The sequence below is a fragment of the Pseudaminobacter soli (ex Li et al. 2025) genome (genome assembly GCF_003012705.1).
Classification (GTDB): domain Bacteria; phylum Pseudomonadota; class Alphaproteobacteria; order Rhizobiales; family Rhizobiaceae; genus Pseudaminobacter; species Pseudaminobacter soli.
The window spans coordinates 1-24,448 of record NZ_PXYL01000018.1 but is presented as its reverse complement, the minus strand read 5'-3'; the positions used below and the strand labels follow the sequence as shown (position 1 = coordinate 24,448).

General features: G+C 60.5%; 19 protein-coding genes and 1 pseudogene. 15 read left to right on the top strand and 5 right to left on the bottom strand.

What is annotated here, in order from left to right; genetic code table 11:
• Positions 1-100 precede the first annotated feature (100 nt).
• Positions 101-1,105, bottom strand: a complete 1,005-nt coding sequence (locus tag C7I85_RS24435) for an ABC transporter substrate-binding protein (RefSeq protein ID WP_106726622.1) — start codon at positions 1,103-1,105, stop codon at positions 101-103.
• 19 nt (positions 1,106-1,124) lie between these two features.
• A complete protein-coding gene (locus tag C7I85_RS24430; RefSeq protein WP_245445091.1) occupies positions 1,125-3,185 on the bottom strand; it encodes a N,N-dimethylformamidase beta subunit family domain-containing protein in 2,061 nt (686 codons plus the stop codon).
• 141 nt (positions 3,186-3,326) lie between these two features.
• On the opposite strand from C7I85_RS24430, the gene C7I85_RS24425 reads away from it, so the two are divergent.
• Positions 3,327-4,133, top strand: coding sequence for a helix-turn-helix transcriptional regulator (locus C7I85_RS24425; protein WP_245445090.1), 807 nt, complete (start codon positions 3,327-3,329; stop codon positions 4,131-4,133).
• Between the two features lie 204 nt (positions 4,134-4,337).
• Here the strand turns inward: C7I85_RS24425 and C7I85_RS32170 are convergent.
• Both C7I85_RS32170 and C7I85_RS24415 read right to left on the bottom strand, forming a co-directional pair.
• Positions 4,338-6,220, bottom strand: a pseudogene (locus C7I85_RS32170) (ABC transporter ATP-binding protein).
• 272 nt (positions 6,221-6,492) lie between these two features.
• Complete coding sequence (locus C7I85_RS24415; protein WP_245445088.1) at positions 6,493-7,446, bottom strand: LysR substrate-binding domain-containing protein; 954 nt, start codon at positions 7,444-7,446, stop codon at positions 6,493-6,495.
• Between the two features lie 125 nt (positions 7,447-7,571).
• On the opposite strand from C7I85_RS24415, the gene C7I85_RS31760 reads away from it, so the two are divergent.
• Genes C7I85_RS31760 through C7I85_RS24385 form a run of 7 tightly spaced genes read left to right on the top strand, consistent with a single transcriptional unit; the run spans position 7,572 to position 15,096 of the window.
• Positions 7,572-7,724, top strand: a complete 153-nt coding sequence (locus tag C7I85_RS31760) for a hypothetical protein (protein ID WP_245445087.1) — start codon at positions 7,572-7,574, stop codon at positions 7,722-7,724.
• Positions 7,708-9,498: an ABC transporter substrate-binding protein gene (locus C7I85_RS24410; protein WP_245445086.1), complete on the top strand. Its 1,791-nt coding sequence runs from the start codon at positions 7,708-7,710 to the stop codon at positions 9,496-9,498. The genes C7I85_RS31760 and C7I85_RS24410 overlap by 17 nt, the downstream gene beginning before the upstream one ends.
• A 13-nt stretch (positions 9,499-9,511) precedes the next feature.
• Positions 9,512-10,609, top strand: coding sequence for an ABC transporter permease (locus tag C7I85_RS24405; protein ID WP_245445085.1), 1,098 nt, complete (start codon positions 9,512-9,514; stop codon positions 10,607-10,609).
• The gene (locus tag C7I85_RS24400; RefSeq protein ID WP_106726619.1) at positions 10,606-11,478 is read left to right on the top strand and encodes an ABC transporter permease; all 873 of its coding nucleotides are present in this window, start codon (positions 10,606-10,608) and stop codon (positions 11,476-11,478) included. Before C7I85_RS24405 ends, C7I85_RS24400 begins: the two co-directional genes overlap by 4 nt.
• 18 nt (positions 11,479-11,496) lie before the next feature.
• Complete coding sequence (locus C7I85_RS24395; protein WP_106726618.1) at positions 11,497-13,167, top strand: serine hydrolase domain-containing protein; 1,671 nt, start codon at positions 11,497-11,499, stop codon at positions 13,165-13,167.
• A 17-nt stretch (positions 13,168-13,184) separates the two neighbouring features.
• Positions 13,185-14,279 carry an aminotransferase class I/II-fold pyridoxal phosphate-dependent enzyme gene (locus C7I85_RS24390; RefSeq protein ID WP_106726617.1) on the top strand — a complete coding sequence of 365 codons (1,095 nt, stop codon included), beginning with the start codon at positions 13,185-13,187 and terminating at the stop codon, positions 14,277-14,279.
• Between the two features lie 19 nt (positions 14,280-14,298).
• Positions 14,299-15,096, top strand: coding sequence for a M55 family metallopeptidase (locus tag C7I85_RS24385; RefSeq protein ID WP_106726616.1), 798 nt, complete (start codon positions 14,299-14,301; stop codon positions 15,094-15,096).
• 75 nt (positions 15,097-15,171) lie between these two features.
• On the opposite strand, the gene C7I85_RS24380 is transcribed toward C7I85_RS24385, so the two are convergent.
• On the bottom strand, positions 15,172-16,152 hold the full coding sequence (locus C7I85_RS24380; RefSeq protein ID WP_106726615.1) for a LysR family transcriptional regulator: 981 nt from the start codon (positions 16,150-16,152) through the stop codon (positions 15,172-15,174).
• Positions 16,153-16,283: 131 nt separating this feature from the next.
• Between C7I85_RS24380 and C7I85_RS24375 the strand changes: the two genes are divergently transcribed.
• From C7I85_RS24375 to C7I85_RS24345, 7 genes are all read left to right on the top strand, one after another.
• A complete protein-coding gene (locus C7I85_RS24375) occupies positions 16,284-17,195 on the top strand; it encodes a serine hydrolase (RefSeq protein WP_106726614.1) in 912 nt (303 codons plus the stop codon).
• A gap of 34 nt (positions 17,196-17,229) precedes the next feature.
• On the top strand, positions 17,230-18,831 hold the full coding sequence (locus tag C7I85_RS24370; protein WP_245445084.1) for an ABC transporter substrate-binding protein: 1,602 nt from the start codon (positions 17,230-17,232) through the stop codon (positions 18,829-18,831).
• 104 nt (positions 18,832-18,935) lie between these two features.
• Positions 18,936-19,868, top strand: coding sequence for an ABC transporter permease (locus C7I85_RS24365; RefSeq protein WP_106726613.1), 933 nt, complete (start codon positions 18,936-18,938; stop codon positions 19,866-19,868).
• A gap of 7 nt (positions 19,869-19,875) precedes the next feature.
• Positions 19,876-20,694 carry an ABC transporter permease gene (locus C7I85_RS24360; RefSeq protein WP_106726612.1) on the top strand — a complete coding sequence of 273 codons (819 nt, stop codon included), beginning with the start codon at positions 19,876-19,878 and terminating at the stop codon, positions 20,692-20,694.
• Positions 20,694-21,674 carry an ABC transporter ATP-binding protein gene (locus tag C7I85_RS24355; RefSeq protein WP_106726611.1) on the top strand — a complete coding sequence of 327 codons (981 nt, stop codon included), beginning with the start codon at positions 20,694-20,696 and terminating at the stop codon, positions 21,672-21,674. The genes C7I85_RS24360 and C7I85_RS24355 overlap by 1 nt, the downstream gene beginning before the upstream one ends.
• Positions 21,667-22,671, top strand: a complete 1,005-nt coding sequence (locus C7I85_RS24350) for an ABC transporter ATP-binding protein (protein WP_106726610.1) — start codon at positions 21,667-21,669, stop codon at positions 22,669-22,671. The genes C7I85_RS24355 and C7I85_RS24350 overlap by 8 nt, the downstream gene beginning before the upstream one ends.
• Position 22,672: 1 nt before the next feature.
• A complete protein-coding gene (locus tag C7I85_RS24345; RefSeq protein ID WP_106726609.1) occupies positions 22,673-24,217 on the top strand; it encodes a L,D-transpeptidase family protein in 1,545 nt (514 codons plus the stop codon).
• The last annotated feature ends 231 nt before the right edge of the window (positions 24,218-24,448 follow it).

Below are 24,448 nucleotides of genomic sequence, written 5' to 3'. Positions count from 1 at the left end.
TGGGCTGGCCCGGACCGCCACGAATCCTTCGGAGCCAGCGATCCAATTCCTGTTCGGGCACCGGATCGTCAGATGCCCTGGCGTGCCCAGCCGTCGGCGGTCACTTCACTGCCGACACGCTCGCGTCGACAGCGCTTTCGTAGGGGACGTCGTTCTCGATCATCTTGGCGGCGACGGCAGCCTTCAGGATGCTCGGATAGGTCTGCGACTTGAAGACGCCATTCAGCGCTTCTTGGCTCTCGGCGACCGAGTAGTAGGACACGCCGTCGAAAGCGCTCGCCAGTTCGGACGGCTCGGCGCCGACACCCTTGGCGATGATGGCGCGGCCTTCCTCGGTGTGGGTGCGGTAAAAGTCCAGCGCCTGGTCCCAACTCTTCAGCAGTGCGCGCACTTGGCCTGGCTTGTTCTTGAGTACGTCCTCCGGAATGGTCAGCATGTCGCTGATCAGGCCGGGGGCCTCGCCAGCCTCGGCAAGCACCTTGATGCTGTTGTCGGCGGCGAGAGCCGTCGAAATGTAGGGCTCGTAGGTGACTGCGGCGGCGACGGTGCCCGAGATGATGGCGGTGCCAGCAGTGGCGGCGGGCATCGGCAGTTCGCTGATGTCGTCGATGGTCATGCTGTTCTTCTGCAGGATGTAGTTCAGCAGCAGGTCGCTGGTGGCGCCCTTTTCAAAGGCCACCTGCTTCCCTTTGAGATCGGCCGGCGTCTTGATGTCGTCGCCCTTGATCAGGATCGCGTCGGCCTTGGTCGAGGCGTCCATTAGCAGAATTCCCTTGAGCGGGATGCCGGCTTGCACCTTAACCAGCAACTGCTGGATGGATTCATTGTCGCCATTGACCTGGCCCGACGCGATCGCCGCGCCCATGTCCTTGTCCTCGACGAAGTTAACCAGCTCAACGTCCTCGAGGCCATTGGCCTTGAAGAAGCCCTTCTCCTTGGCGATGTACCACATGCCGTAGCCGAGCCAGGGCTGGATCGCCAGCTTGAATACGCCGGGCTCTACGGCCGGATCCTCGGCGAAGGCTTGGCGAGGTGATATCAGCGCGCCGGCGAGAAGCGCGGCGACGGCGACTGCGCCGAATATGTGATTGCGAACTGTCATCATCGTTCTGTCTTTGCTCCCATTATGTCGGTTGTCTTGCATCGCGGCTCGTGCCCGTTGATGCTGCGCCTAGCCGGTTCAGCAGATTGAGCGTTATCCGGCCCACGTCGTTCATGCCCGATGCCGGCAGCGCGCCCAACCAGGCGACGGAACTGGCTGAAAAGATCATACCGCCCGAAGCCAGGGGACGCAGCGTCATCTCAGCGCAGCGGCGGCCTTCGCGCTGCAAGTCGCCGCCCTCATACCAGCGGGTGGCATCGTGGACGAAGCTGTCGGGAAAGCCGTCGGCGCGCGCGATCACCATCGTGTCGGGATGGGTGCCGAGATGCGCGTCGGTCGCGTCAACCTCGTAGCCGGCGGCGGCGCCCAGCACCATGCCGGTGTCTCCGAACGTTTCGTTGCCGACGCCCTCGAACAGCCAGGCGGTGGCCGGGTCACGACTTGCCGGCGTGCGAGTGAAGGGCCTGCCCCGGTCGAAACCCATCAACGAGATCGCCACGCCGGTCAGGCTGAATTCGCCGCGTCCGCTGGCGCGCAGATGCCCGCCCGGCTCGTTGGTGATGGCGAACGACTGTTCGGCGATCGGCCCGTCCCAGGTCCGGCCGGCTTCCAGCGGCGAACGGCGCAGCTCCATCAAATCACCCTTGAAGGCGACCTTGCCGGCGAAGCCGTTACCGCCGAGATAGGCGATGCTGCCGCCGGCAGCCGCGAAGCGCCGCAGCGCGTCCTCGATCTCCATCGACATGTATTCTGGATGGCTGCCTGTCATTACCGCGGCGTAGCCCTCGAGGCCGGCAAGCCCGCTCTCATGCAGCGCGTGGTCGGTCGTGAGGTCGAAGGCGATGCCGTTGGCGTGGCAGAAGCGCAGGAAATGCAGGTCGACAGGCAGATTGTGCGGGCCGCCGCACAGCGGGTAGTTGTAATCCGGTCGAAGCGTCGCCTTCGGCTTCCTGTAGGAGCAGATCGACACGCCGCTTGCGTCGCTGTGGTAGTCGTAGAGCGAGCGCAAATTGTTATCGATCGCGAATTGCTGACCACGGTCCTGGCATTTCCACTCGTAGAGATGTTCAGGCAGGAATTCGTCGGCATATGCGAGGTAGGTGGCGGTCGGCGCCAAGAACAGAAGCCGGTTGCGCCGCGCCGCCGCTACAACGAAGAAGACAATTTGCTCAGTGCCGCGCTCGTGCTCGACCTCGAAGGCGTAGACGCCGGAGGCGGCGTCACGCGCCAGGCTGGCGCGGAAGCACGCCGGCCAGCGCAGCGGACCCATGTCGTCGTCATGGCAATGGATCGCGTCGTAGTGGGAGGGAACAAGCCTCGGGTCGAAGCTCGATCCATTCCAACGCGACGAAGTTGTGCAGAATGTGGGCAGGTTGACCGCCTCGAGCTCGAGCGCCGCCGCGCCGGACGATATCAGCGGTGCGTCGGTCAAGCGCGTGGGGAACGTCCATGAGGCGACACCGGACGGCAAGTGTAGCGCGACCGAAGCGAACTTCGCGTTAAGCGTTGGCAGGTCATGCGCCAGACTGGCGCCGAAAAGAAGGTCCTGCCCCGGTGTTTTCCAGGCGGCGTCGAATTCGCGGTGCAGCTTAAAGGGGGCCAGCAGATCCTTGCTGGTGACGTCGAGTGCGACGCCCGTGCTGGTCGATCTGATATCGATGCGTAGCCAGTCGCGCGCGGGCAGCGGCTGGCCCGAAAGCAGCAGCCTGTCGCCCAGGCGGAACCGCAGACCGTCATCGGCCAGAGTCAGCGCGAAGCTGTCGGTCTCGACGATGGCGCGGTCTCCATGATTGCGGGTAAGGAAGACCTCGAACGATACGCCCTCGACGCGGTCGGTCCGTACCAACTGCGCCGTGCCGATCCGCAAAAAGGAGCCGAGGTCGAAGCTTTCGTGGCGGGGAGTGTCGCCAAGGCGTTCCACGGACCAGTGCATGGCCTGGGGCTTCGGCATGTCAAGACGAATCACGCGGACGGCATTGACGGTCACCGCCGTGGACAGGTGCAGGTCGATCGCGCTGCCAGCCGTCGCGTGCCATGGCGCCGCATAGCCGGCCACCGCCATGGCGTCATGGATCACGCTCATTTTCACAGTCGCGGACATCCTCACCGCGGCGGTCGTTGCTGGCCGCCGAAATTCCGGGCACTGTCTATACCCCTATTTTTTTGCATTGATGCAATAATGATGAGTTCAGAGGGGGTATATACCCCCAACGGGGTATTCTCGGTGATAAAGACGGTCTTCGACAGCTTAGCGCGGGCGATCGACAGGGTTGGAAGCGACGAATTCTACCCGACGATGGCCGAATATCTGCGTTCCTGCATGGACTACGACAATGTGATCGTCATTGTCTTCGTCGGCACCAACGTGCCTGACGTGCTCTACAGGAGCGTGCGGGGACCGGACGTGTTCCGCTACGTTGCTGAGCAATACCTGCCGGGTGCCTACCTTCTCGATCCGGTCTACCACTTTCACCTCAGGCGCGGCGAGCCCGGCCTCTACCGCCTGCTCGACATCGCGCCGGACCAGTTCCGCCGCAGCCGATACTTCAAATGGTACTACGGCCGCATCGGCATAACCGACGAGATTTCCGTGCTGCTGCCGATCGGTGACAACACGACGATCACCATCTCGCTCGGCAAGGACAGTTTCTCCGGACAACTTTTCTCATCGAAGGCGGAAGACCAGCTTCGGCGGCACGAGCCGGTCGTCATGTCGCTACTGCGCGCGCATTTCAGCGCCTCTGAGGTCCGCACGGCCAGCGAGCGCAGGCCGACGTCGGTCATCGATCATCTCATCGCCGCCATGAAGAGCCATCACAGTGTCGGGTTGAGCCGCCGCCAGGCCGAGGTAGCTCTGCTCATCCTGCAAGGGCACTCCTCGCCTTCGATCGGGCTTCATCTCGGTGTCAGCCCGCAGACGGTTAAGGTCTTTCGCAAGCAGCTCTATGCGCGGTGTGGGATTTCGTCCCAGGCGGAGCTTTTCGGACTGCTGATGCCGATTCTGGGCAGTGACGGCATGGCGCTCGACTGACATGGAGCTCAGGATCCGCTGTGCTTTGCGCTCAACCTGATAGGCTCGTCCAGCTCGTCGCCGATCTGACATCGACGGGTACGCTTAGCACGCGCGAAACGACATCGCGAGTGTTCTTTCGAGCCTTCTCAACTGTTGCACCCGTACCAGATATTGTCACAGTGCGCCTTTCATCCGGCGAAGTCTGGCCAGGTACGCTCCTGTTCAGATGAGAACCGGTGTCTGCCGCACGCAATGCGTCGAAGAGATTTCCTTCATCGGAAGATGGACCGGAATGAAATCGAGGCTTCGCACAGCGCTTGGAATTTCGTCCGACATTGGCTCGCGCCCAACCGGACGTTTCGTCGGATCGGCGACGGGAACCGTCGAGAGCAGCTTACGGGTGTAGGGATGCTGAGGGTTGCCAAAGACTGAACGACGGTCTCCGATTTCCACGATCTCGCCCAAATACATGACTGCAACACGGTGGGCGATGCGCTCCACGACGGCCATGTCATGGCTGATGAACAGAATGGCGATACCCGTTTCGCGTTGCAGGTCCATCAAGAGGTTGATGACCTGCGCCTGGATCGTGACGTCGAGCGAGGCGACCGCTTCGTCGGCGATGATCAGCCGGGGATCGAGCGCTAGCGCACGCGCTATACAGATACGTTGGCGCTGCCCTCCTGAAAAGGCGTGTGGATATCGCTCGAGATGCTCGGGCGGCAAGTCTACCTTGGCGAGCAACTCGGCCGCGCGAGCCCGCAGTTTGGCGCCTGAGCCGACACGATGGACACGCATCGGGTCAATTAGGGCCTGTGCAATTGTCATGCGCGGATTGAGTGATGAGAACGGATCTTGGAATACCATCTGCACTTCGCGTCGGAAGCGCGCGCGCGCTTGGCGCGGCGCGCCGATTATCTCGCTGCCATCGTAGAGGATTGAGCCAGAATCGGTCTGATCCAGTTGCATGATGCTGCGCGCAACCGTGGATTTGCCGCAGCCGGATTCTCCCACGAGCGCCAGCGTCTCGCCTGGGAAAATGTCGAAGGAGACGTTTTCGACCGCATGCACGCGGCCGGCGACACGCCCGAAAAGCCCACCCTTCAAATTGAAGCGTGTGACGAGATTGCGAACTTCCACCAACGGCTTCGTGCCGATCGCGTCTTCCGCCGAAGTCGTCATTGGGTAACCTCCGTCAGCTCTTGTTCCGCTTCGTAAATGACCAGAGGGAACTTTTCGGGAGCGTCCTTGTCGGCCATGCTGCCAAGACGCGGAACGGCTGAAATCAAAGCACGTGTGTAGCGGTGTTGGGGCGCGGCGAAGATTTGGTTTACGGGGCCAGTCTCGACGATCTGGCCCTTCAGCATGACGCAAACGCGATCTGCGATTTCCGCAACGACGCCCATATCGTGCGTGATAAACAGAACCGACATGCCGATTTCGCGTTGCAGCGCCCGCACGAGGTCGAGGATCTGTGCCTGGATGGTGACATCGAGGGCGGTGGTGGGTTCATCAAGGATCATAAGGGACGGTCGACAGGCAAGCGCCATGGCGATCATCACTCGCTGGCGCATGCCGCCTGAAAGCTGGTGCGCATATTGGTCTAGCCTGCGAGCAGCATCGGGAACACGCACGAGCTTCAGCACATCCAGGGCGATTTCCCTTGCCTCGCGAGGTGTCTTACCCTGATGACGGATTACAGCCTCGGCGATTTGATCTCCCACCGTGAAGACGGGATTGAGGCTCGACATCGGGTCCTGAAAAACGATGGAGAATTGAAATCCGCGAAGCGCCTCGATGCGCTTATCCGAAAGCTTGGTCAGGTCGGTTACGCTACCGTCCTTTAGACGCATCAAAATGCGGCCGCCAGTAATTCTGGCGCCGTCATATTCGGTGAGGCGCATCACCGTCATCGCCGTGACTGATTTCCCCGAGCCGGACTCGCCAACCAGTGCCAAGGTTTCACCGCGCTTGATCGTGAACGACACCCCGCGCACCGCACGTACTGGTCGAGTGGCTTGAAGCGCGAAGCTTACCTCCAGATTTTCGACCGATAGTATTACATCGTCAGAAAGCGTATCGGCACTGGCAAATGTCTTGGTCAAACGGGAGCCCCCGGCAGCGAGGTGGTTCAGGTCCAGGGGTATCGAACGCAATGAGATGACGGGCTGTCAATAGCGCGGCGTCGGTGGACACATACTGCCCGGCTCTCGGGGTGGGTGCGTCAGGCTATTTGCTTATTCAAGTAGGGAAGGCGATGGCTTGAAAAGACTGGCATCTCGCGAATTGGAAGCAATGTTATGCGATTTTTGCATCGCTCTCTCGGTTTTCGCATACCTTCTATCGGAGCTATTGCCGTCCATGGGCCGCGAGTCCCTCAGCGCATAGTCAAGGTAGAATCGATGATGCTCCGCCCCCGTTGCAATTCCGATTTCTGGGCTAGGTATTTCCAGAAGGCCTCTCCGTCGCGATTGCGTGTTCCTACCCGTCGAAAGATCCTGATCTCAATCTCCAGCGACATTTGCTGGCCGCCGATCTGAATGAGTTCGCCCTGGGCAATCGACTTCTGAACGCAAATCTGCGGCAGCCAGGCGATGCCGCGTCCCGCGACAGCCATCTGCTTGAGGCCTTCAGCGAGCGAGGATTGGTATACAGTGCTGAGATTGAGAGGATGTCGCCAGCGCGATTGGATGAGCGAGATCAACTTGCCGAGATACCCGTCGCTCCAGGAGTAGGAAAGGTAGGGAATCTTTGTGCCTTCCGGTGCGTCTATACTGAAATGCGGCTTCCCGGTCGGGTCGGTGCCAGACACCAATATCAGACGATCCTTGCCGATCTGGAGAGATTCGAAGGGCCCGGTCTCCAAAACTGGCGGACCGTCGGGGTGGTCGTAAATGATGGCGAAGTCACACTTGCCCGACGACAGATGCTCCACGCATTCAAGAAAGTCGGCCGTGTGCATGCTGCTCCGCACCGGAGCATTGGGCATGTCGGGTGCGCTGATCCAACTCGGAAAAAAGTAGATCGCAAGCGTATGCAGCGCGGCAAAGGTGAGAAGCTGCGAACTGGCTCCGGCGACATTGCGGCAGTCGGTTCGCAGCCGATACATGTCGCGCACCATCTCCTGGCAGCGCGGCACGAACATAATTCCCGCACTGGTGAGATGGATCGGATAGGTGCTGCGGTCGACAAGATCGGCGCCGACCCATGTTTCGAGGGATTTGATGCGACGGCTGAAGGCCGGCTGCGAGATGTTGCGAGCTGCCGCCGCGGTGGAGAAGTTCCGCGTAGCAACGATTTCCAGGAAGTCTTCGAGCCACGCCAGCTCCATTCCGACCTCATGCGTTCTTTGCATAACTGATCCTATCTACGCATTGGACAGCAATGCAAGTGTGCTCCTAGCCTCCATGGCAACGAAAAGAAGACTGTCCGCGTCCACCATAGGGGAAAACCTCCATGAAACGTGCTTTGGCTTTAGCCCTCAGTATAGGCCTTGGCATGGCGGCTGCGCCTGCCATCGCCGAAACCAAAAATCCCGGAACATTCGTCTTTCTGTGGACCGACGACGTCCAGTCGTTCGATCCCGCCTATATTGCAAACACCCCGTAGTTCCTACGGGGTGCTGAACGTCTATAGCCGGCTGCTGAACTATAATGGCTCGGAGATATCCGAGTTCGCGCCTGCGCTCTCCGCCGAGGTGCCGACTCTCGAAAACGGCCTTATCAAGCAGGGCGACGATGGCTCGATCAGCTATACCTTTCCGATCCGAAAGGGCGTCCACGCTCACAAGGTCGGCGTCAAGGGAGAAGACGGCAAGATCACCTGGCAATTCTACGACGGGCTGACCGACGATCAGAAAGCCAAGATCGAGCCCGGCTATGGCGAGATCACGCCGGAGGATGTGCGCTATTCGCTACTGCGCGCCATTCTCATGGGGCAGTCGTGGATGTCCAATGCGATCACGGAAGTGATGACTGCAGGAAAATACCCCGATGTTGCCAAGTGGGTCGAGACGGAGGGTAACGTCTCAAGCATCAACGATGCGAGCCCCGAGGCGCTCCGAAAGGTCTATGACCAACTTGCCTCGCAGATCACCATCGACGGTGACAATGTCACCTTGAAGCTGCCGAAGTCGTTCCCCGCGACGCTTGGCGTCCTCGCGCTTCCGTTCGGCGCATCGATTGTTGACAAGGAATGGGTTGCCTCCGTCGGGGGATGGGATGGAGATGGCGACACCTGGAAGAAGTACTATCGTCCCGAGCTTGGAGACGATCCGCTCTTTGCGCAGGAAAATGGCACTGGGTCCTTCATGCTCGATGAGTGGGACCGCACGGATCGACGCATCACGCTGAAGCGTTTCGAAAATTACTTCATGGGACCGGCTTCGCTTGAACGCGTAGTGATGCGCACCGTGCCGGAGTGGACCACGCGACGACTTCAGTTACTGTCCGGCGACGCCGATTTTGTCACCAGCCCAGTCGAATTCCTGGACGAACTCAGCAAGACCGAGGGAGTGAAGGTGATCGACGGTCTGCCGAAAGTTTTTGGCCGCGGTCTCTATTTCGCCTGGCCTCTGGACGACGCTGACAATCCCGCCATCGGCAGCGGCAAGCTGGATGGAAATGGCATTCCGCCTGATTTCTTCGCCGACATCGACGTCCGCAAAGGCTTCAATTATGCGCAAAACTACGATGCGCTGCTGAAGCAGGTCTTGCTTGGAAAGACGGTCCAATCTCGAGGCCCCACTGTGCGGGGCATCATGGGCTATCGACCCGAATCGCCGATCTATACCTACGATCCGAAGAAGGCAGCAGAGCACTTCAAGAAAGCGTTCGGAGGCAAACTTTGGGACACCGGCTTCACCTTCACGGCCTATGTGCAGGAAGGCACGCCGCAGGGCACGGCGGCGCTGTCGGCACTCCAGCAGGGCCTGCAACGCATCAACCCGAAGTTCAAGATGAAAATCCAGTCGCTGCCCTGGGCATCGATTTCGGACAAGCTGAACAATCGTGAAAAGCCTGCCTCGCCGCTTACCTATATGGGCTGGGGTCCGGACTACTCCGACCCAGGCGGCCCGCTCGGTGCGGCGACTTACTACCTCTCCCCAACCGGACTTGTCGGCGGCATGCTCGGCCAGGGATACCGCGACCTGATGGCGGAGAAGTTCAAGCCGCTGCTGGACGAAGCCTGGGCTTCAAGTGATCCGGCCGTCCGTGAGCCCATCTACGCCAAGCTGCAGGAAATGTCCTATGACAACGCCACCACCCAGTTCCTCTGGGAGGACTTTGGCTACATTGTCACCCGCAGCAACATAGATGGCTACGTGCACAACATGATCCTCTACGGTGCCTGGGACTTCTATCCCGTCACCAAGGCGAATTGAGCCACGTTGAAAAGTGCCGGGCGGCATCACTGCCCGGCAGATTTCTTCCACTCCTTACACAATGGGTTTTGGTGTGCTGAATTACGCCTTTCGGCGGTTGCTGATGCTGCCCGTCGTTCTCCTCGCCCTGTCCCTGATGCTCTTTACCTTGCAGATGTCGCTGTCGCCGACGCAGCGCCTCGCCGCCTACGCGCCGTCGCCCGATTTCCTTAAAGGCGGACAAGAGAGCATCCGCAGGATGATCGAACAGTACGGGCTGAACGATCCTTTCCACGTCCAATACGGCCGATGGATTGGCAACATTCTGACCGGTAATCTGGGCTGGTCGGAAACCGCACGCCAGCCTGTCGCCAACGCATTGGCCTCGTTGCTGCCGGCGACGCTCGAACTGGTGCTGCTGGCATTCATTCCGGGGTTCCTGCTCTCAATCTATTTGGGTTCTCGTGCCGGCATTTATCTCAACCGCTGGCCGGACCACATCATCCGCATCTTCACGATCCTGGGCTGGTCGTTCCCGGTCTATGTCTTCGGCTTGCTTATGCTGCTGATCTTCTATTCGGCGCTCGACTGGTTCCCACCGGGTCGTCTCAGCCAGTGGGCGCAGGCTGTGGTCACGTCGCCCGACTTCACCCGATATACTGGGGCCAATACGATCGACGCGCTGCTCAATGGCAATCTCGCGATCTTCGGGGATTCGCTTCGTCACCTCGCTGCCCCGGTCATTACGCTCACCTATGTCAATCTCGCCAGCATGACGCGTGTGATGCGCACTTCCATGCTCGAGACATTGCGCCAGGATTATGTTCGCACCGCGCGTGCCAAGGGCATGCCTCGGCGCGTGGTGGAACTGCGGCATGCACGCCGCAACGCCCTGCTTCCCGTCACCACGATCGCCGGCATGGAACTGGCCACGATGATGGGCGGCGTAGTCATCACCGAAACCATCTTCGACTATGCGGGCCTCGGCCAATTTGCTGCGAAGTCCGCCGCCAATCTGGATTTTCCCGCTGTGCTCGGCTTCGGCCTCTACTTCGCGATCGTGCTCGTCCTGATGAATCTCATTGTCGACCTGATCTATCCGCTGCTCGATCCGAGGGTGAAGACGAGATGAAGGTGCTTCGCTATCTGTTGCGCAATCCAATGTCGCTGCTCGGGGTCCTCATCCTCCTGGCTTTCGTGCTGGTGGCGATATTCGCGCCGGTACTTGCCCCGCCGCAGGAATTCCAGATGTCGGTTTACGACACGCCGCGCGCCGGCTTTCTTGCCACCCCGCAGCCGCCTTCAGGCGATGCCATCTTCGGAACGACCGAAGGCCAGTACGATATCTACTACGCCGTCGTCTGGGGTACCCGCACTGCATTCAAGATTGGCCTTGGGGTGGTTGCGATTTCTGTGCTGACCGGCACGATCGTAGGGTCGCTTGCTGCCTATTACGGTGGAGCTGTGGACGAGGTGCTGATGCGCATCGTCGACGTCTTCATGGCCGTACCGTTCCTGATCGCGGCCATGGTGTTAACGGCGTTGCTAGGCAAGGGGATAGGTCCGATCACCATCGCTCTGACCACCTCTGGCTGGATGGGCTATGCGCGTGTCGTGCGCAGCGAGATCCTGAGAATTCGTGAGATGGACTACGTGCATGCGTCGATGAGCTATGGCGCTAGCGACCTCCGGTTAATCGTGCTTCATATCCTGCCCAATGCCTTTTTTCCCGTTCTCGTGCTTGCCACCATGGCCACTGGCTCGATGGTGCTTTCGGCCTCAGCGCTCAGCTTCCTCGGGGTCGGCACCGAAGAGGGCTATGCCGATTGGGGGCAGTTCATCGCTTATTCGCGCAACTGGATCGTTGGCCAGCCCGGCAATCCGTTTCAATACTGGTATACGCTCGCCTTCCCGGGCGCTGCGATTTTCCTGTTCGTGCTGTCGTGGAATCTTGTCGGCGATACTTTGCGCGACATCCTCGACCCTCGCCACACAAACTGAAGTCCAAGGAGGATTGTTGTGCTTTCGCTTTCACATGAAGCCATTGAACTCTTCGAGGATCTCATTCGCCATGAGGTCGAAGACAAGGCTATTCCCTCTATTTCCTACGCGCTCGTAGGCAGGGATGGTCCACTGGCCCAGGGACATGTCCAACGCCACGACCGCCACTTCGACATGAAAGCGGATACCTGCTTCCGCATCGGCTCCATAACGAAGTCCTTCACGGCGGTGGCGATCATGCAACTGGCTGAAAGGGGGCTGGTCGACCTCGACGTGGACGTCTCAGAATACCTACCTGGCTTCCAGCCGCTCAATCCGTTTGCCGGCCGCGAAAGCGGTCCTTACGGTTCGCATATCAGTCTGCGCAAGCTGATGAGCCACACGGCCGGCATCGTGCGTGAGCCCAAGAGCGGGCATTATCTGGATGCACACAGGCCGCCTCTGGCCGACACCGTCGCTGAGCTTGCTACGTCTACGCTCAAGCAGGATCCCAGCGCGGGCGTTATGCACTATTCTAATGCGGGAATTGCCGTGGTTGGCATGGTGATCGAAAAGGTGACGCGCAAGAGCTACGCGGATTACATCACCGAGAACATCCTGAGGCCACTCAGAATGAATGACACGTCTTCCGGCATGGCGCCCGGTATTCGCGAGCGGCTGGCACCGGCAGACATGTGGACGCTGGACGGCGACGGTCCCGCGCCGGTTTTCAGCCTCGGCGGCTCTCCCGCGGGCAACATTTTTTCTACCACCGGCGACATGGCAAATTATGCGCAATGCCTGCTGAGAGGCGGGTTCGCTCCAGACGGCAATCCCATTATCAGTCCCGCATCGTTGCGCGAGATGTGGACCCCTATCGGCAAGCGGCCTGCCGGCCACGACAAGGCGTTGAACGGCTATGGCCTGTGCTTCGGCGTAGGCGATATGGACGGTTGGACATCCGTTGGGCACGGCGGTGCGGTTTATGGCTATGCATCGCAGATGCTGCTGCTACCAAGGGCCGGTTTTGGTGTTCTCGTCTTCGCAACGCTGGATTTTGCCAATCAGATTGCCTCTCGGCTTGCCGGAGATGGTCTGCGGCTTGCCCTCGCGGAACGAGGCATGGGCAAGTCGCCGCAGCGAACCCAGACCCCGCCGCCCATCACCGAGGATCAGTTCGTGACTTTACCTGGACATTATAGGCATGAGGAAAGTGGCGAGGTAGTTGAGCTCAAGAAGAAAGGCGGGAAACTCTACCTCATGGGTGAGGGCGTGCCCTTGCAGATTCGTCCCGTGTCTGGCAACGATTTCGTTATCGATGGGCGCATCTACGGTCGCGGGGCAGACTATCCGCACATGAACGTTTCCTTCCCGGCTGCCGACAAGCTCATCTGGAAGGGAGAGAATTGGTCGCGCGTCGATGCCTTGCCGGCCGAAACAATCCCCCCCGAAATAGCACCGCATCTCGGCGAATACGGACCAGATTTCAATATCACTTACCTGACCTACAGCCACGGCCAGCTCAAGTGTCTGATCGAGTACTTCTGCACGCACACATGCGAGCCGGTGGATGCCGGTCGCTTCCGCATGCGCGGCTTGCTTTATGAGGAGGAAATCCTCGAGCTCGACGCGCTCGACGAAAACGGGCGTCGCGGCATCCGGGTAGGACCGATGTTCCTTGAGCGCCGGCGGGCCGAGTCGGCTGCCTGAGAAAGAGAAAGCCGACCATGGTTACCCCGGTCTCAATGGAAACGCCGCTCGGCGCGCGCATGCGGATCAATGGCCGTGAGGTCGATTACTTCTGCGGCACCAGCTATTTCTGCCTGCATGGCCATCCGGAGGTGATTGAGGCCGCATGCGCGGCCACGCGCCAGTTCGGCCTTGGTCCCGGCACTCTGGCGCAAATGCAGGTCTATGCCGATCTGGAGCGCCGGCTTTGCGATTGGTTCGGGACCGAGCAGGTCGTGACCATGATATCGGGCTATTCTAGCCCGATGGCGATGCTGCAGGGGCTGCGCGACGATTTCGACCTGATCTTCATCGATGAGGCGACCCATTACAGCGCGCGCGATGCGATACCCACGCTCAACAAACCCGTCCATCGCTTCCGGCATCTTGATGCCGACAGCCTTGCCAGGCAACTCTTGCGCCACATGGCGCCGCAACTGCGTGCGGCAGTGGTGACCGACGGCGTTTTCCCGTCCACCGGCGGTCTTGCTCCCTTAGCAGACTACAGGAAAGCCATGGAATCCTATGAGGATTCCATACTGTGCGTTGATGACTCTCATGGGGTTGGCGTCCTCGGGGGGAGCGGACGGGGTTCGCTGCAGCATGCGCGCCTTGAGGGCGAGGGGAATTTTTTCGCTGGAACCCTCAGCAAAGCGTTCGGCGCGCTTGGTGGTATCGTTCCTGCAAATACATCGCTTGCCGACAGGATCAAGAGCAACGCCATGATCCTACGTGGTGCATCGCTGCCTCCACCAGGAGCGGCCGCAGCCGCGATCACCGCCATGCGGTTGCTTGAAACGACGCCACGGATGCGCACGGACCTCGAACGCAATGTGAAGCATATGCGCGGCGGCCTCCGCAGCCTGGGTTTCGAGATCGAGGATACTCCGGTTCCAATCGTCTTGGTGCGTGGAGACGTGGATCTTGAACGAGTTCATGCAGAACTCGACAAACGCGACATCGTGGTGAAGGTCACGCCCGCTTCTGGCTACTCGGATGCGCCCGACGTGCCTACCATGAGGCTTGCCGTGTTTTCACAGCACACGCCACAGCAGATCGACAGGCTGCTATCATCGATAGCCGAACTTCTATGAGATTGGGAAAGGCAAGGTTATGAAGGTATTTATCAGCGCCGATATTGAGGGCACGGCAGGCATCACCAATTGGGATGAGGCGCGCAAGGGGAATCCCGACTATGCCGAGTTCCGGGAATACATGACCGACGAATTGGTCGCGGCGTGCGAGGGCGCCAAGGCAGCCGGCGCCACCGAGGTGGTCGTCAAGGACGCCCACTCGACCGCCCGTAACCTGATACTTTCCAAGCTGCCGACCTATGTTCGGATCGTGCGCGGCTGGAGCGGACACCCGGACGCGATGATGTTCGGCATCGATGAAAGCTTCCATGCGGCACTCTATACGGGCTACCACAACAAGGCTGGCACCGACACCAACCCACTGGCACACACGCTGACCGGGACTGTCTCAAGGCTGCTTATCAACGGCGAGGTCGCATCTGAATACACGCTGAACGCACACTGCGCGGCCCGCTACGGCGTGCCCTCGGTTTTCCTTTCGGGTGACGCAGGTATGTGCGCGGAGGCTAAAGAACTGTTGCCGGATATCGCCACCGTCGCCACCAGTGAAGGTTTTGGCCCAGCCACGTCCTCATTGTCGCCGCAAGCTGCGGTAGGGGCCATTCGCGACGGGGTTGAGGCTGCCTTGTCACGGGATTTGTCGAAATGCTTGCCGAAGCTGGCTGAGAGTTTCGAACTTGTCGTTGAGTACACCAATCCCATCGAAGCGTATCGGGGAAGCTGGTATCCGGGCATCGAGCATCCTGCGCCGCGGACGCTTCGCTTCAAAGCCAACAACTTCTTCGACATCCAACGCGCCATAAGGTTCGTTGTTTGACGAGCAATATTTGCGTGAAACTCCAAAGGATACCACCTGCTGCCATCCCCGATCGATCCGCTTCCAAAAAAGTACTTACCAAACAGGCAGTTCTGGCTGTTCAGCGCGATCGTCCTCTTTGGGAAGTGCAAGCCCACGACGCAGAAAGAGGGCTTCCTTTTCCGCGCACACGGCTCGCAGCAGGTTCGTCAGGTGATCGGACGTTGCCACACTCGGACGGTTCAGCGGACGCAGCGCCGACACCACGAACTGCTGCCGTGGGCTGAAGCGTTTCAGTAAAACGGCGGCGCTTTCGTAGCTCAGCGCGGTGAGCGGATTGACGATGGACACCCCGAGGCCGCGGCTCACCAGTTCGCAAACGCTGCTTGCGGATTGTGAAGACAGCAGCAACCGCCGCTTGGTTCCCACCTGGTCGAATATGCGCTCGACTGCAAGGCGATAGGGATCGTTAGGCCCCAGGCTGATGAAGCTGGCGCCCTCGAAATCCTGCGGCTCCAGATGGTCGCGCGCGGCCAGCGCGTGTTGAGCCGGGACAACGGCGACCAAATCGTAGACACCCAGCACGATGACCTCCGCGTCACGCTGGGTGTAGATGTCCTCGATCAGCCCGAGGTCGAAATCGAAACCCGATATTGATGATTGGTTGCGGGGATCAACGGTGCTGATGTTCAAGGTCAGGCCCGGATGGGCAACCGCCAGACGAGCAACCGCTTCCGGCAGGATCGTTTGCGCAAAGGCGGGCAACGAGGCAACCGTCAGTACCTCTTCCGAGGCCTCGCGCAGCCGCTCGACAAAGCCATTGATCCGATCCAGGCCGATGAACGAGGCCTGTACCTCCTGATAGAGCTTGATCGCCCTTGCCGTGGGCACCAGCCGCTGGCGCTTGCGCTCGAACAGTGAAAAGCCGAGATGCGATTCCAGGCGGGCAAGCTCGCGCGTGATGGTCGGCTGGGACGAACCCAACGCAGCGGCGGCCGCTGTGACGGTGCCGAACTTCATCGTGGCGCGGAAAATCTCCACCTGCCGCAAATTGATATGATCTATGCGAGCTGCCATCGGATATCATCCGTACTGCGGTAATATAATACCTTATTATATCGAAAATGAATGATTTTGTATTCACTTTTCTATATCAAACCCAGCTATTCGATGCCTAAATCGGCGGGTCACGCCAATTGGGGGATGGAATGGCCGGCACCGCGCCAGCTTCGAAAATTCACCCTGCAGCCAGCGCACTTGCCGAGGCGCTCGAGGCCACGCGGGGAGCTCTCAACGAAGCCCAGGTATCAGTCGCAGCCTGCCTCTACGGCGCGCCGCTCCGAAATACGGATCCCGGTACGTTCATCCAACAGGCCTGGTGGGGGCATCGGGCCACGTCGCCCGTCTATCCGGCAAGCGTAGTGAAACTCTTCTTCCTCAATGCTCTTGCTGCCTTCCGTGAGGAAGGCCTGATTGACCATGAGCAGGAAGATGACCGCGCCGCGGCCGAAATGATCAGAACATCCTCGAACGAAGCCACGGTCTATCTGGTTGGTCGCCTGACCGGTGCCGACGACGGCCCGCCGCTGCACGGCCAGGCGCTGGAGGACTGGTGTGTCGCGCGCCAGCGGGTCCAGGATTGGTATCTCACGCAGAACCGTGAAGAATTTGCCGGCATCAACGTTCTGCACGGCACCTATCAGGACAGCCCCTATGGCCGTGCCTATCAGGCCCGTCGCAACGGCAACGGCAATTTACTGACGGCGCTCTCGGCCGCCGCACTGATGCACGATATCGCACGCGGAGCGCGACCCGGTTCGGCCTGGATGATGGACCTGCTTTCGCGCGATTTCCAGCGAGGAGTGCCGGAAGTCGATCCGGAAGGCGATCAGGTGCGCGACTTTCTGGTTGAGGGCCTCCCCGGCGACGTCAGGACGTGGTCGAAGGCCGGACATACCTCCTGGACGCGACACGACCTGGTCTATGGCGAGCGGCCGGATGGTCGAGCCTTCACGCTCTGCGTCATGTCCGAAGGCAAATGGCCGGCGAATGACAAGACCTTCCTGCCTGACTTCGCGCGGCGGTTCTACCGCCATGCCTTCGACGTCGGCGTCGAGTGAATTTTAACAACAACAATCCGAAGGGGAAAAATCGATGAGCTACCGACACAGATTGAAGACCCTGCTCGTTGCAGCTGCGATCGCCGTTGCCTCACCTATGGGTGCAAGTTGGGCACAAGGGCCAATTCCGGGCGGCACTCTGCATCTCGCCGCGCCCTACGGGGCCGCGCTGAAGAGCCTCGACCCACACGTCACCTACAACTCGCAAGACCTGGTGGTTTCCAAGGCGTTCCACCGGGCCCTCTACACCTGGGACTCGTCCAATAACGCTCCCGCGCTCGACCTTGCCGAACTGGTGAGCACTAGCGAGGACGGCAAAACCTATACCTACCGGCTGTTCGATAACATCTATTTCCACAACGGCCGCAAGCTGACGAGTGATGACGTCATCTGGTCCTACACCCGCATTATGGACCCGACCAAGGGCTATCCGGGTTCGGTACAGGTCAGCACGCTGGCCGGCGCGAAGGAATATGCCGAGGGCAAGGCCAAGGAGATCAGCGGCCTGAAGAAGATCGACGACCGCACCTTCTCGATGACCTTCAACGATTTCGTCGATCCCGGCATGATGTTCTTTGAGGCGATCACCGCCATCTTGCCGCGCGAAGAGGTGGAAAGCGGCAAATTTCTTACCCACCCAGTTGGCCTCGGGCCCTTCGCCTTCGTCGACCATGTCGAGGGTTCGCGCATTTCGGGCAAGAAGTTCGACAAGTACTACAAGCAGGGCAAGCCCTATGCAGACGCGGTCGATTTCACCATCTCGGGCGACTCCAGCGCGCTCGACATGGCCTTTCGCGCAGGCGAACTGGATGCCACGGTCCTATCGGAAAACGCCTATGTACTCTACAAGGCCGACCCCGAACTGTCGAAGGGACTGATCGAGATTTCGGAGCTTTTCACCCGCCACATGGGCTTCAACACCGAAAAGCCCCCGTTCAATGATGTGCGCGTGCGCCAGGCGATCAACTATGCGGTGGATCGTGATATCATCATCAAGAAGTTGCTGAAGGACAAGGCATACAAGGCGACCGGCTGGCTGCCGGCAACCTCACCCGCCTTCGATAAAGAGCGCCAGCCCTATCCATACGACCAGGCCAAAGCCAAGGCGCTACTGGCCGAAGCCGGCTATCCGAACGGCTTCGAGTTCACCGCCACCGTCACCGACGGCACTTCGAGCCTCGGCGTGCTGGAGGCGATGATGCCCTTCCTCAAGGAAGTAGGCATCACCGCTAACGCAAAGGTCGTGGATTCCAACACACTCGTCGACGAGATGGACCAGGGCCTTGCCGCCGCATGGTTCCGTTCCGCCGGCACTGGTCCGGACCCGATCAACGCCCTGCGCTGTTTCGACAGCCGCGTCAGCCGCCCGGCCTGCAACCGTAGTGCCTTCAAGGATACTGCCTATGACGCGATCCTCGACGAGGCTGCGGCCGAAAGGGATCCGTCAAAGCGTATTGATCTGATCAAGAAAGCCGACGGCTATATCTTCGAGCAGGCGCCGGTTTGGTTCAACAACTATAACAAGGCGGTGGTTGCCACGCAGCCCTGGATCCATGGCGTGGATGCCAATGTGACGGAAGCCGCAATCATCGAGGTGGATTCGCTCTGGCTGGACGACAACGCACCCGGCCGCTAGGCGGTCGCGGTCCATCCGGGTGGCAGCACGCTGCCCGGACAGTCCGATCCGCATTCGGTTTTGGCCGAGTTGCGCCTTGCCTCAGAATTGACCCAGGTTAAGCAATGTTTTTGCTGATTGGCAGGAGACTGCTGCAGTCCATGGTGACGGTGATCGCCGCCGTCACGCTGATCTTCCTGCTGTTCAGCGTAATCCCCGGGACGTTCGTTTCGTCGCTCGCGGGAGACAAGCGCGACATCGATCCGAAGGTACTCGAACGCATCGAGACGGAACTCGGCCTGAATGACCCGCTGCCGACGCGCTTTGCGAACTATATCGGCAATCTTGTGCGTGGTGACCTTGGCACCTCCTTCGCCACGCAGCGCCCCGTCACCGCCGTGCTTTCGGCGCGCATCTGGGCATCATTTAAACTTGCCTGCGCGGCGATCGGTTTTGCCGTGATCGTCGGCCTGCCGCTCGGTTTCGTCGCCGCCGTGAAGCAGGGCACTTGGATGGATACCACGGCAATGATGACCGCCGTTTCAGGCCTCTCCATTCCGGCCTTCTGGTTCGGCTTGCTTACGATGTATTTCATCTCGCTGAAACTTGGCTGGCTGCCCACCTTCGGCTACGGCAATGGCGGCTTCAGGCACCTCATCCTGCCGGCGCTCACGTTGGGTATCGCGCCGATGGCACTACTCGCCCGGACCAGCCGCGCCGCCGTGCTGGAAACCATGAACGCGGACTTCATCCGCACCGCCCGCTCCAAGGGCAATACCGAAACACGGATCGTCGTGCGCCACATGGCGCGCAACGCCTTCGTGCTGGTGCTCACCACCATCGGGCTCCAGTTCGGCTCGATGCTGGGCGGATCGGTGGTAATCGAAAATCTGTTTGCGTGGCCGGGCATCGGCGCGCTGCTCACGCAGTCTGTCTCTATGCGTGACATTCCGATGGTTCAGGGCTGCATCCTGCTGATCGTGCTCTTCTTCCTCGTGATCAACACGCTGGTCGACATCGCCTATCTGCTGATCGATCCGCGCATCCGGTATCGCTAGGGCTAACATGATATTCCGTTCCAATCTCATTGTCGGTTTGACGATCTTCGCGCTGGTGGTGTTGATAGCCGTATTCGCACCGCTGATCGCTCCCTACGATCCGATCTCCCATTCCAACTTGCTCTATGCGGAGGAAGCACCCGGCGCGCAGTTCTGGTTCGGGACGGACGAACAGGGGCGCGATATCTTCTCGCGCATCATGTACGGCGCGCGGATATCGCTGATGATTGGCCTTGCCGTGCAAACTATGAACACCTGTGTCGGCGTGCTGCTCGGTTTGTCGGCCGGCTATCTCGGCGGCTGGTGGGACGAATTCGTTCAGAGCCTGACCAACCTAATGCTGGCCATCCCCACCGTCGTCTTCGCGTTGGCGCTGATGGCGGTACTCGGGCCCGGCATCGTTAGCCTGCTCATCGCGCTCGGCCTCACCGACTGGGCCTATAGCTGCCGCATTTCACGCGCGCAGGTGCTGACGCACAAGTCGCAGAACTATGTGCAGGCCGCGCGGACGATGGGCTATGGCCGGCTCCACATCATGTTCCGCGAAATCCTGCCCAATATCGGCGGGCCGCTCATCGTCGTGGCGACAATGGGCATCGGCTCCGCGATCATGGCCGAAGCCGCGCTGTCATTCCTCGGCCTCGGAGTCGTGCCGCCGGCGCCGAGCTGGGGCGGTATGCTGGCGAGAGCCCGCGAACAGCTCATGGTCGCGCCCTGGGTGGCGTTATTCCCCGGACTGGCGCTTTTCATAACGGTTCTCGGTTTCAACATGCTGGGCGACGGTCTGCGCGACCTCCTCGATCCGCATGGGAAGGCGAAGCGCTGATGACGGCTCAAACCATCCTGCAGGTCGATAAGCTGTCGATTGCCCTGCGCCTCAAGGGACAGGGCTTTCCGGCCGTCAGCAATTTGAGCTTCTCGGTCGAGCGCGGCGAGGTTTTCGGTCTGGTGGGAGAGTCCGGCTGCGGCAAAAGCCTGTGCGCGCTCACCATAGCGGGCCTTCTGCGCGACCCCTTGCACGTGACGGGCGGCCGGATCGACTTCGACGGGCAGGACATCAACCGGCTCTCGAACCGCGACATGCGCCGGCTTCGCGGCAACCGCGTCGCCATGATCTTCCAGGAGCCGATGACCTCGCTGAACCCGCTGATGACCATCGGCGACCAGATCGGCGAGATGTTTGAGCTGCACGAGAACATGAGCCGCCGGCAGGCACGCCTCAAGGCCGTCGAGTCGCTCGAGCAGGTGCAGGTGCCGAGCCCCGAGCGTCGCATACGCGACTATCCGCACCAGCTTTCCGGCGGCATGCGTCAGCGCGTGATGATCGCCATCGCGCTCGCCTGTAATCCGGCGCTGCTGATCGCCGACGAACCGACGACCGCGCTGGATGTAACCATACAGGCGGAAATCGTCGAACTGATCCTCGACCTGTGCAAGGCGCGTGGAACGGCTGTGCTGATGATCTCGCACGACCTCGGTCTGGTTGCGCGCATCTGCAACCGGGTTGCGGTTATGTATGCTGGCAGCATCGTGGAAGAACGCGCGGCCAGCGAAGTCTTCGTTGACCCGCGCCATCCCTATACGCAGGGGCTGCTTGCCTCGCTGCCCCGTCTCGGCCGGCGCCTGCAGGAAGGACGCAAGCCCCTGATGGAAATCAAGGGCGTCGTGCCGGCCTTGACCGAGCGCGGCCCCGGCTGCGGCTTTGCTCCACGCTGCTCAAAAGCGACCGATATCTGCTGGGCCGACATGCCGGCCGCGACCGCCCTGAGCGGCAGCGGCAAGATAAGGTGTTACCATCATGGATGACCTTCTCTTCAAGGATGCCAGTGCCGCCGCGAATTTCGACGCGCTCGATGTGTGTGATCTCTGTGTCCATTATCCGGTGCGAGAAGGTTTTCGCAGGAGGCTGCTGAAAGCCGTCAATGGCGTCACGATCAACATTCGCGCCGGCGAATGCCTAGGACTGGTGGGCGAATCCGGCTGCGGCAAGTCCACTCTCGCGCAGGCCATTATGGGTCTGGTGCCCATCACGTCGGGCTCCATTCGGGTCGCCGGCCAGGACGTGACGGACGCGGTTCAGCGCGATCCGCTCAGCCAGGCCCGCAATGTGCAGATGGTGTTCCAGGACCCCTTTGCCTCGCTCAACCCACGGCAAACCGTCCGGCAGGCGCTGGCCGGGCCGCTGCGGCTGCACGGCATGACGAACCGCGACGAGATCGAGGCGCGTGTCGTCGACATGTTGGCGCGCGTCGGCATGAAGGCCGACGCCGCCGACCGCAGGCCGCACGAATTTTCCGGCGGTCAGCGCCAGCGCATCTGCATCGCGCGCGCGCTCATTATCCAGCCCAAGCTGTTGGTCTGCGACGAGCCTGTCTCGGCGCTGGACGTTTCGATCCGGGCCCAGATCATCAACCTCCTCCTTCAGCTCAAGGATGAGCTCGGCATCGCGCTTCTGATGATCTCGCACGACCTCGGCGTGGTCGAGCACATGAGCGACCGCATCGCCGTCATGTATCTAGGCCGCATCGTCGAGGAAGGCATATGGCACGACATCTTCACAGCGCCGGCCCACCCCTACACACAGGCGCTCATCGCCTCGATCCCCGATCCGATCGCGCCGGCGGAAACGCTGCGGCGCATGAAGGGAGAAGCGCCTTCAGCACTGCGGCCGCCACCCGGCTGCGCCTTCAATCCTCGTTGCCCGGTGGCTTTCGACGCCTGCCGCTTGGGCGACGTTCCCTATTTCACGCCGCTGGCGCAAGCGCACCGCGTCCGCTGTCATTTGCTAAGCCAAGGTCAATAAAATGAGCCAAAACCCCTTCATGGTCGGGACGTTGGAGCAGAACACGATTGTCGTTCGCGTCGGTCACGACCCTGACGCGCCGCACATCGGCACGCTCACTATCGACGACTGGACGGTGAAATGCGCCGTCGGACGCAACGGCCTCGCCGAGCCGCAACACAAGCGCGAAGGCGACGGCAAGACGCCCATCGGCCGCTATCCGCTTCGCTACGGCTTCTATGATCCGGGCGTCTTCGGCGATGAGCCGCGTGGCTTCGATTTTCCGTTCCTGCCGAAGCCGGCGAACTATCGCTGGATCGAGGACCGTGACAGCCCGTTCTACAACCAGCTTGTTTTCGAAACCGACGATACGCAGCCTTCGCGACGCGGGGAGCGACTCTTCGACCTGTTTATCCCCGTGGGCTGGAACGATTCCATTCCGGCTGCCGCTGGCGGCTCCGCCATCTTCATGCATGCCGCGCGCCCCGATTATTCAGGTACGGCTGGATGCGTGGTCGTAGCGCATGACGATCTACTCGAGATGGGCCGCAGGCTGCGCCCGGGCATGGTGATCGACATCGCCCTGCTCAACCAAGACGCCAGACCCCTCGCACCGCTGATCGCCGCCGCGCCGCAATCGATCGAAAGCGCGACGTTCCACGGGCTGCGGCCCGGCCCGAAGGTCATCGTCACCGGTGCCGTGCATGGCAACGAACCCGCCGGCCCCTATGCGATCTCGCGCCTGATCGCCGAGTTCCGAACCGGTGCATGGCAACTGGAGCGCGGCACGTTGACCTTCGTGCCGGTGGTCAACGGGCTCGCCTTCCGCCAGAACACGCGCGTGGGCGATCGCAACCTCAACCGCGACATGTTCGAAAGCGCCATCCCGCAGGACAATGAGGACCGCGTGGCCAATGTGCTCTGCCCGCTTTTGCGCGCGCATGACGTGCTGATCGACCTACATTCCTTCAGTGGCGAGGGCGAAGCCTTTGCCTTGATCGGACCGAAGAACAATACCGGCCCGCTGGAGCCCTTCGCGCATGCTGACGCTGAAGCTGCGCTTGTGAAAGCCATGAACCTGCCGCTGGTGGTTCATGGCTGGCTCGCCGGGCATGAAAAGGCCCTGCGGCAGAAGCGGGCGGCGGGCGTCGCCGGCCTGTCGTCGCTCCATGGCGTCGGTACGACCGAGTTCATGCGTTTTGCAGGCGGTTATGGCGTGACGGTGGAATGCGGCCAGCATCTCGCGCCGGATGCTCCGCAGGTGGGCTATGACTGCGTCATCAACGGGCTGGTGCATCTGGAAATGGTCGCCGCGCCGGTGCCCGAGATCAGGCTGCCGCGCGTGCTAGAGATCACCGACGTCATCTTGGCCGACCATGACGATGACCGGCTGGTTCGCCAGTTCGGTACTGGCGAAGCGATCAGCGAGGGTGATGTGATCGGCTATCGCGCGGACGGCGGAAAAATCGTCGCGCCTTATGACGGCGCCGTAATTTTCGCAGGCAAGACCACCAGGGTGAACACCGAACTCTGCTATCTGTGCAAGAACAGCTCACAGCTCGGATAGTGGGTTGTGTCGCAAATGCGAACTGGAGACGCCGGCGGTCCACCAGTCGCTGCTCATGCAGCGTGTAAGTTGACAGTATGTCAGATTAGTTCTGCTCGCCTATTCTAGCACTACTTTGGCAGATTCGGGCAAGTCTGGTTTGAGATGATTTGTGCTCTCTTTGTTGGGGGTGCATATGACAGATTGGGATACGGAGCTTTCTGCATTTTTACAGCCTTTTCTGGAGAAGCT

What these genes read in the sequence shown, in the direction of transcription:
- C7I85_RS24390 (WP_106726617.1), top strand. Translation starts at nt 13,185, where the DNA reads ATGGTTACCCCGGTCTCAATGGAAACGCCGCTCGGCGCGCGCATGCGG.
- C7I85_RS24360 (WP_106726612.1), top strand. Translation starts at nt 19,876, where the DNA reads ATGATATTCCGTTCCAATCTCATTGTCGGTTTGACGATCTTCGCGCTG.
- C7I85_RS24345 (WP_106726609.1), top strand. Translation starts at nt 22,673, where the DNA reads ATGAGCCAAAACCCCTTCATGGTCGGGACGTTGGAGCAGAACACGATT.
- C7I85_RS24365 (WP_106726613.1), top strand. Translation starts at nt 18,936, where the DNA reads ATGTTTTTGCTGATTGGCAGGAGACTGCTGCAGTCCATGGTGACGGTG.
- C7I85_RS24350 (WP_106726610.1), top strand. Translation starts at nt 21,667, where the DNA reads ATGGATGACCTTCTCTTCAAGGATGCCAGTGCCGCCGCGAATTTCGAC.
- C7I85_RS24430 (WP_245445091.1), bottom strand. Translation starts at nt 3,185, where the DNA reads ATGAGCGTGATCCATGACGCCATGGCGGTGGCCGGCTATGCGGCGCCA.
- C7I85_RS24355 (WP_106726611.1), top strand. Translation starts at nt 20,694, where the DNA reads ATGACGGCTCAAACCATCCTGCAGGTCGATAAGCTGTCGATTGCCCTG.
- C7I85_RS24370 (WP_245445084.1), top strand. Translation starts at nt 17,230, where the DNA reads ATGAGCTACCGACACAGATTGAAGACCCTGCTCGTTGCAGCTGCGATC.
- C7I85_RS24400 (WP_106726619.1), top strand. Translation starts at nt 10,606, where the DNA reads ATGAAGGTGCTTCGCTATCTGTTGCGCAATCCAATGTCGCTGCTCGGG.
- C7I85_RS24375 (WP_106726614.1), top strand. Translation starts at nt 16,284, where the DNA reads ATGGCCGGCACCGCGCCAGCTTCGAAAATTCACCCTGCAGCCAGCGCA.
- C7I85_RS24385 (WP_106726616.1), top strand. Translation starts at nt 14,299, where the DNA reads ATGAAGGTATTTATCAGCGCCGATATTGAGGGCACGGCAGGCATCACC.
- C7I85_RS24435 (WP_106726622.1), bottom strand. Translation starts at nt 1,105, where the DNA reads ATGATGACAGTTCGCAATCACATATTCGGCGCAGTCGCCGTCGCCGCG.
- C7I85_RS31760 (WP_245445087.1), top strand. Translation starts at nt 7,572, where the DNA reads ATGAAACGTGCTTTGGCTTTAGCCCTCAGTATAGGCCTTGGCATGGCG.
- C7I85_RS24380 (WP_106726615.1), bottom strand. Translation starts at nt 16,152, where the DNA reads ATGGCAGCTCGCATAGATCATATCAATTTGCGGCAGGTGGAGATTTTC.
- C7I85_RS24415 (WP_245445088.1), bottom strand. Translation starts at nt 7,446, where the DNA reads ATGGAGCTGGCGTGGCTCGAAGACTTCCTGGAAATCGTTGCTACGCGG.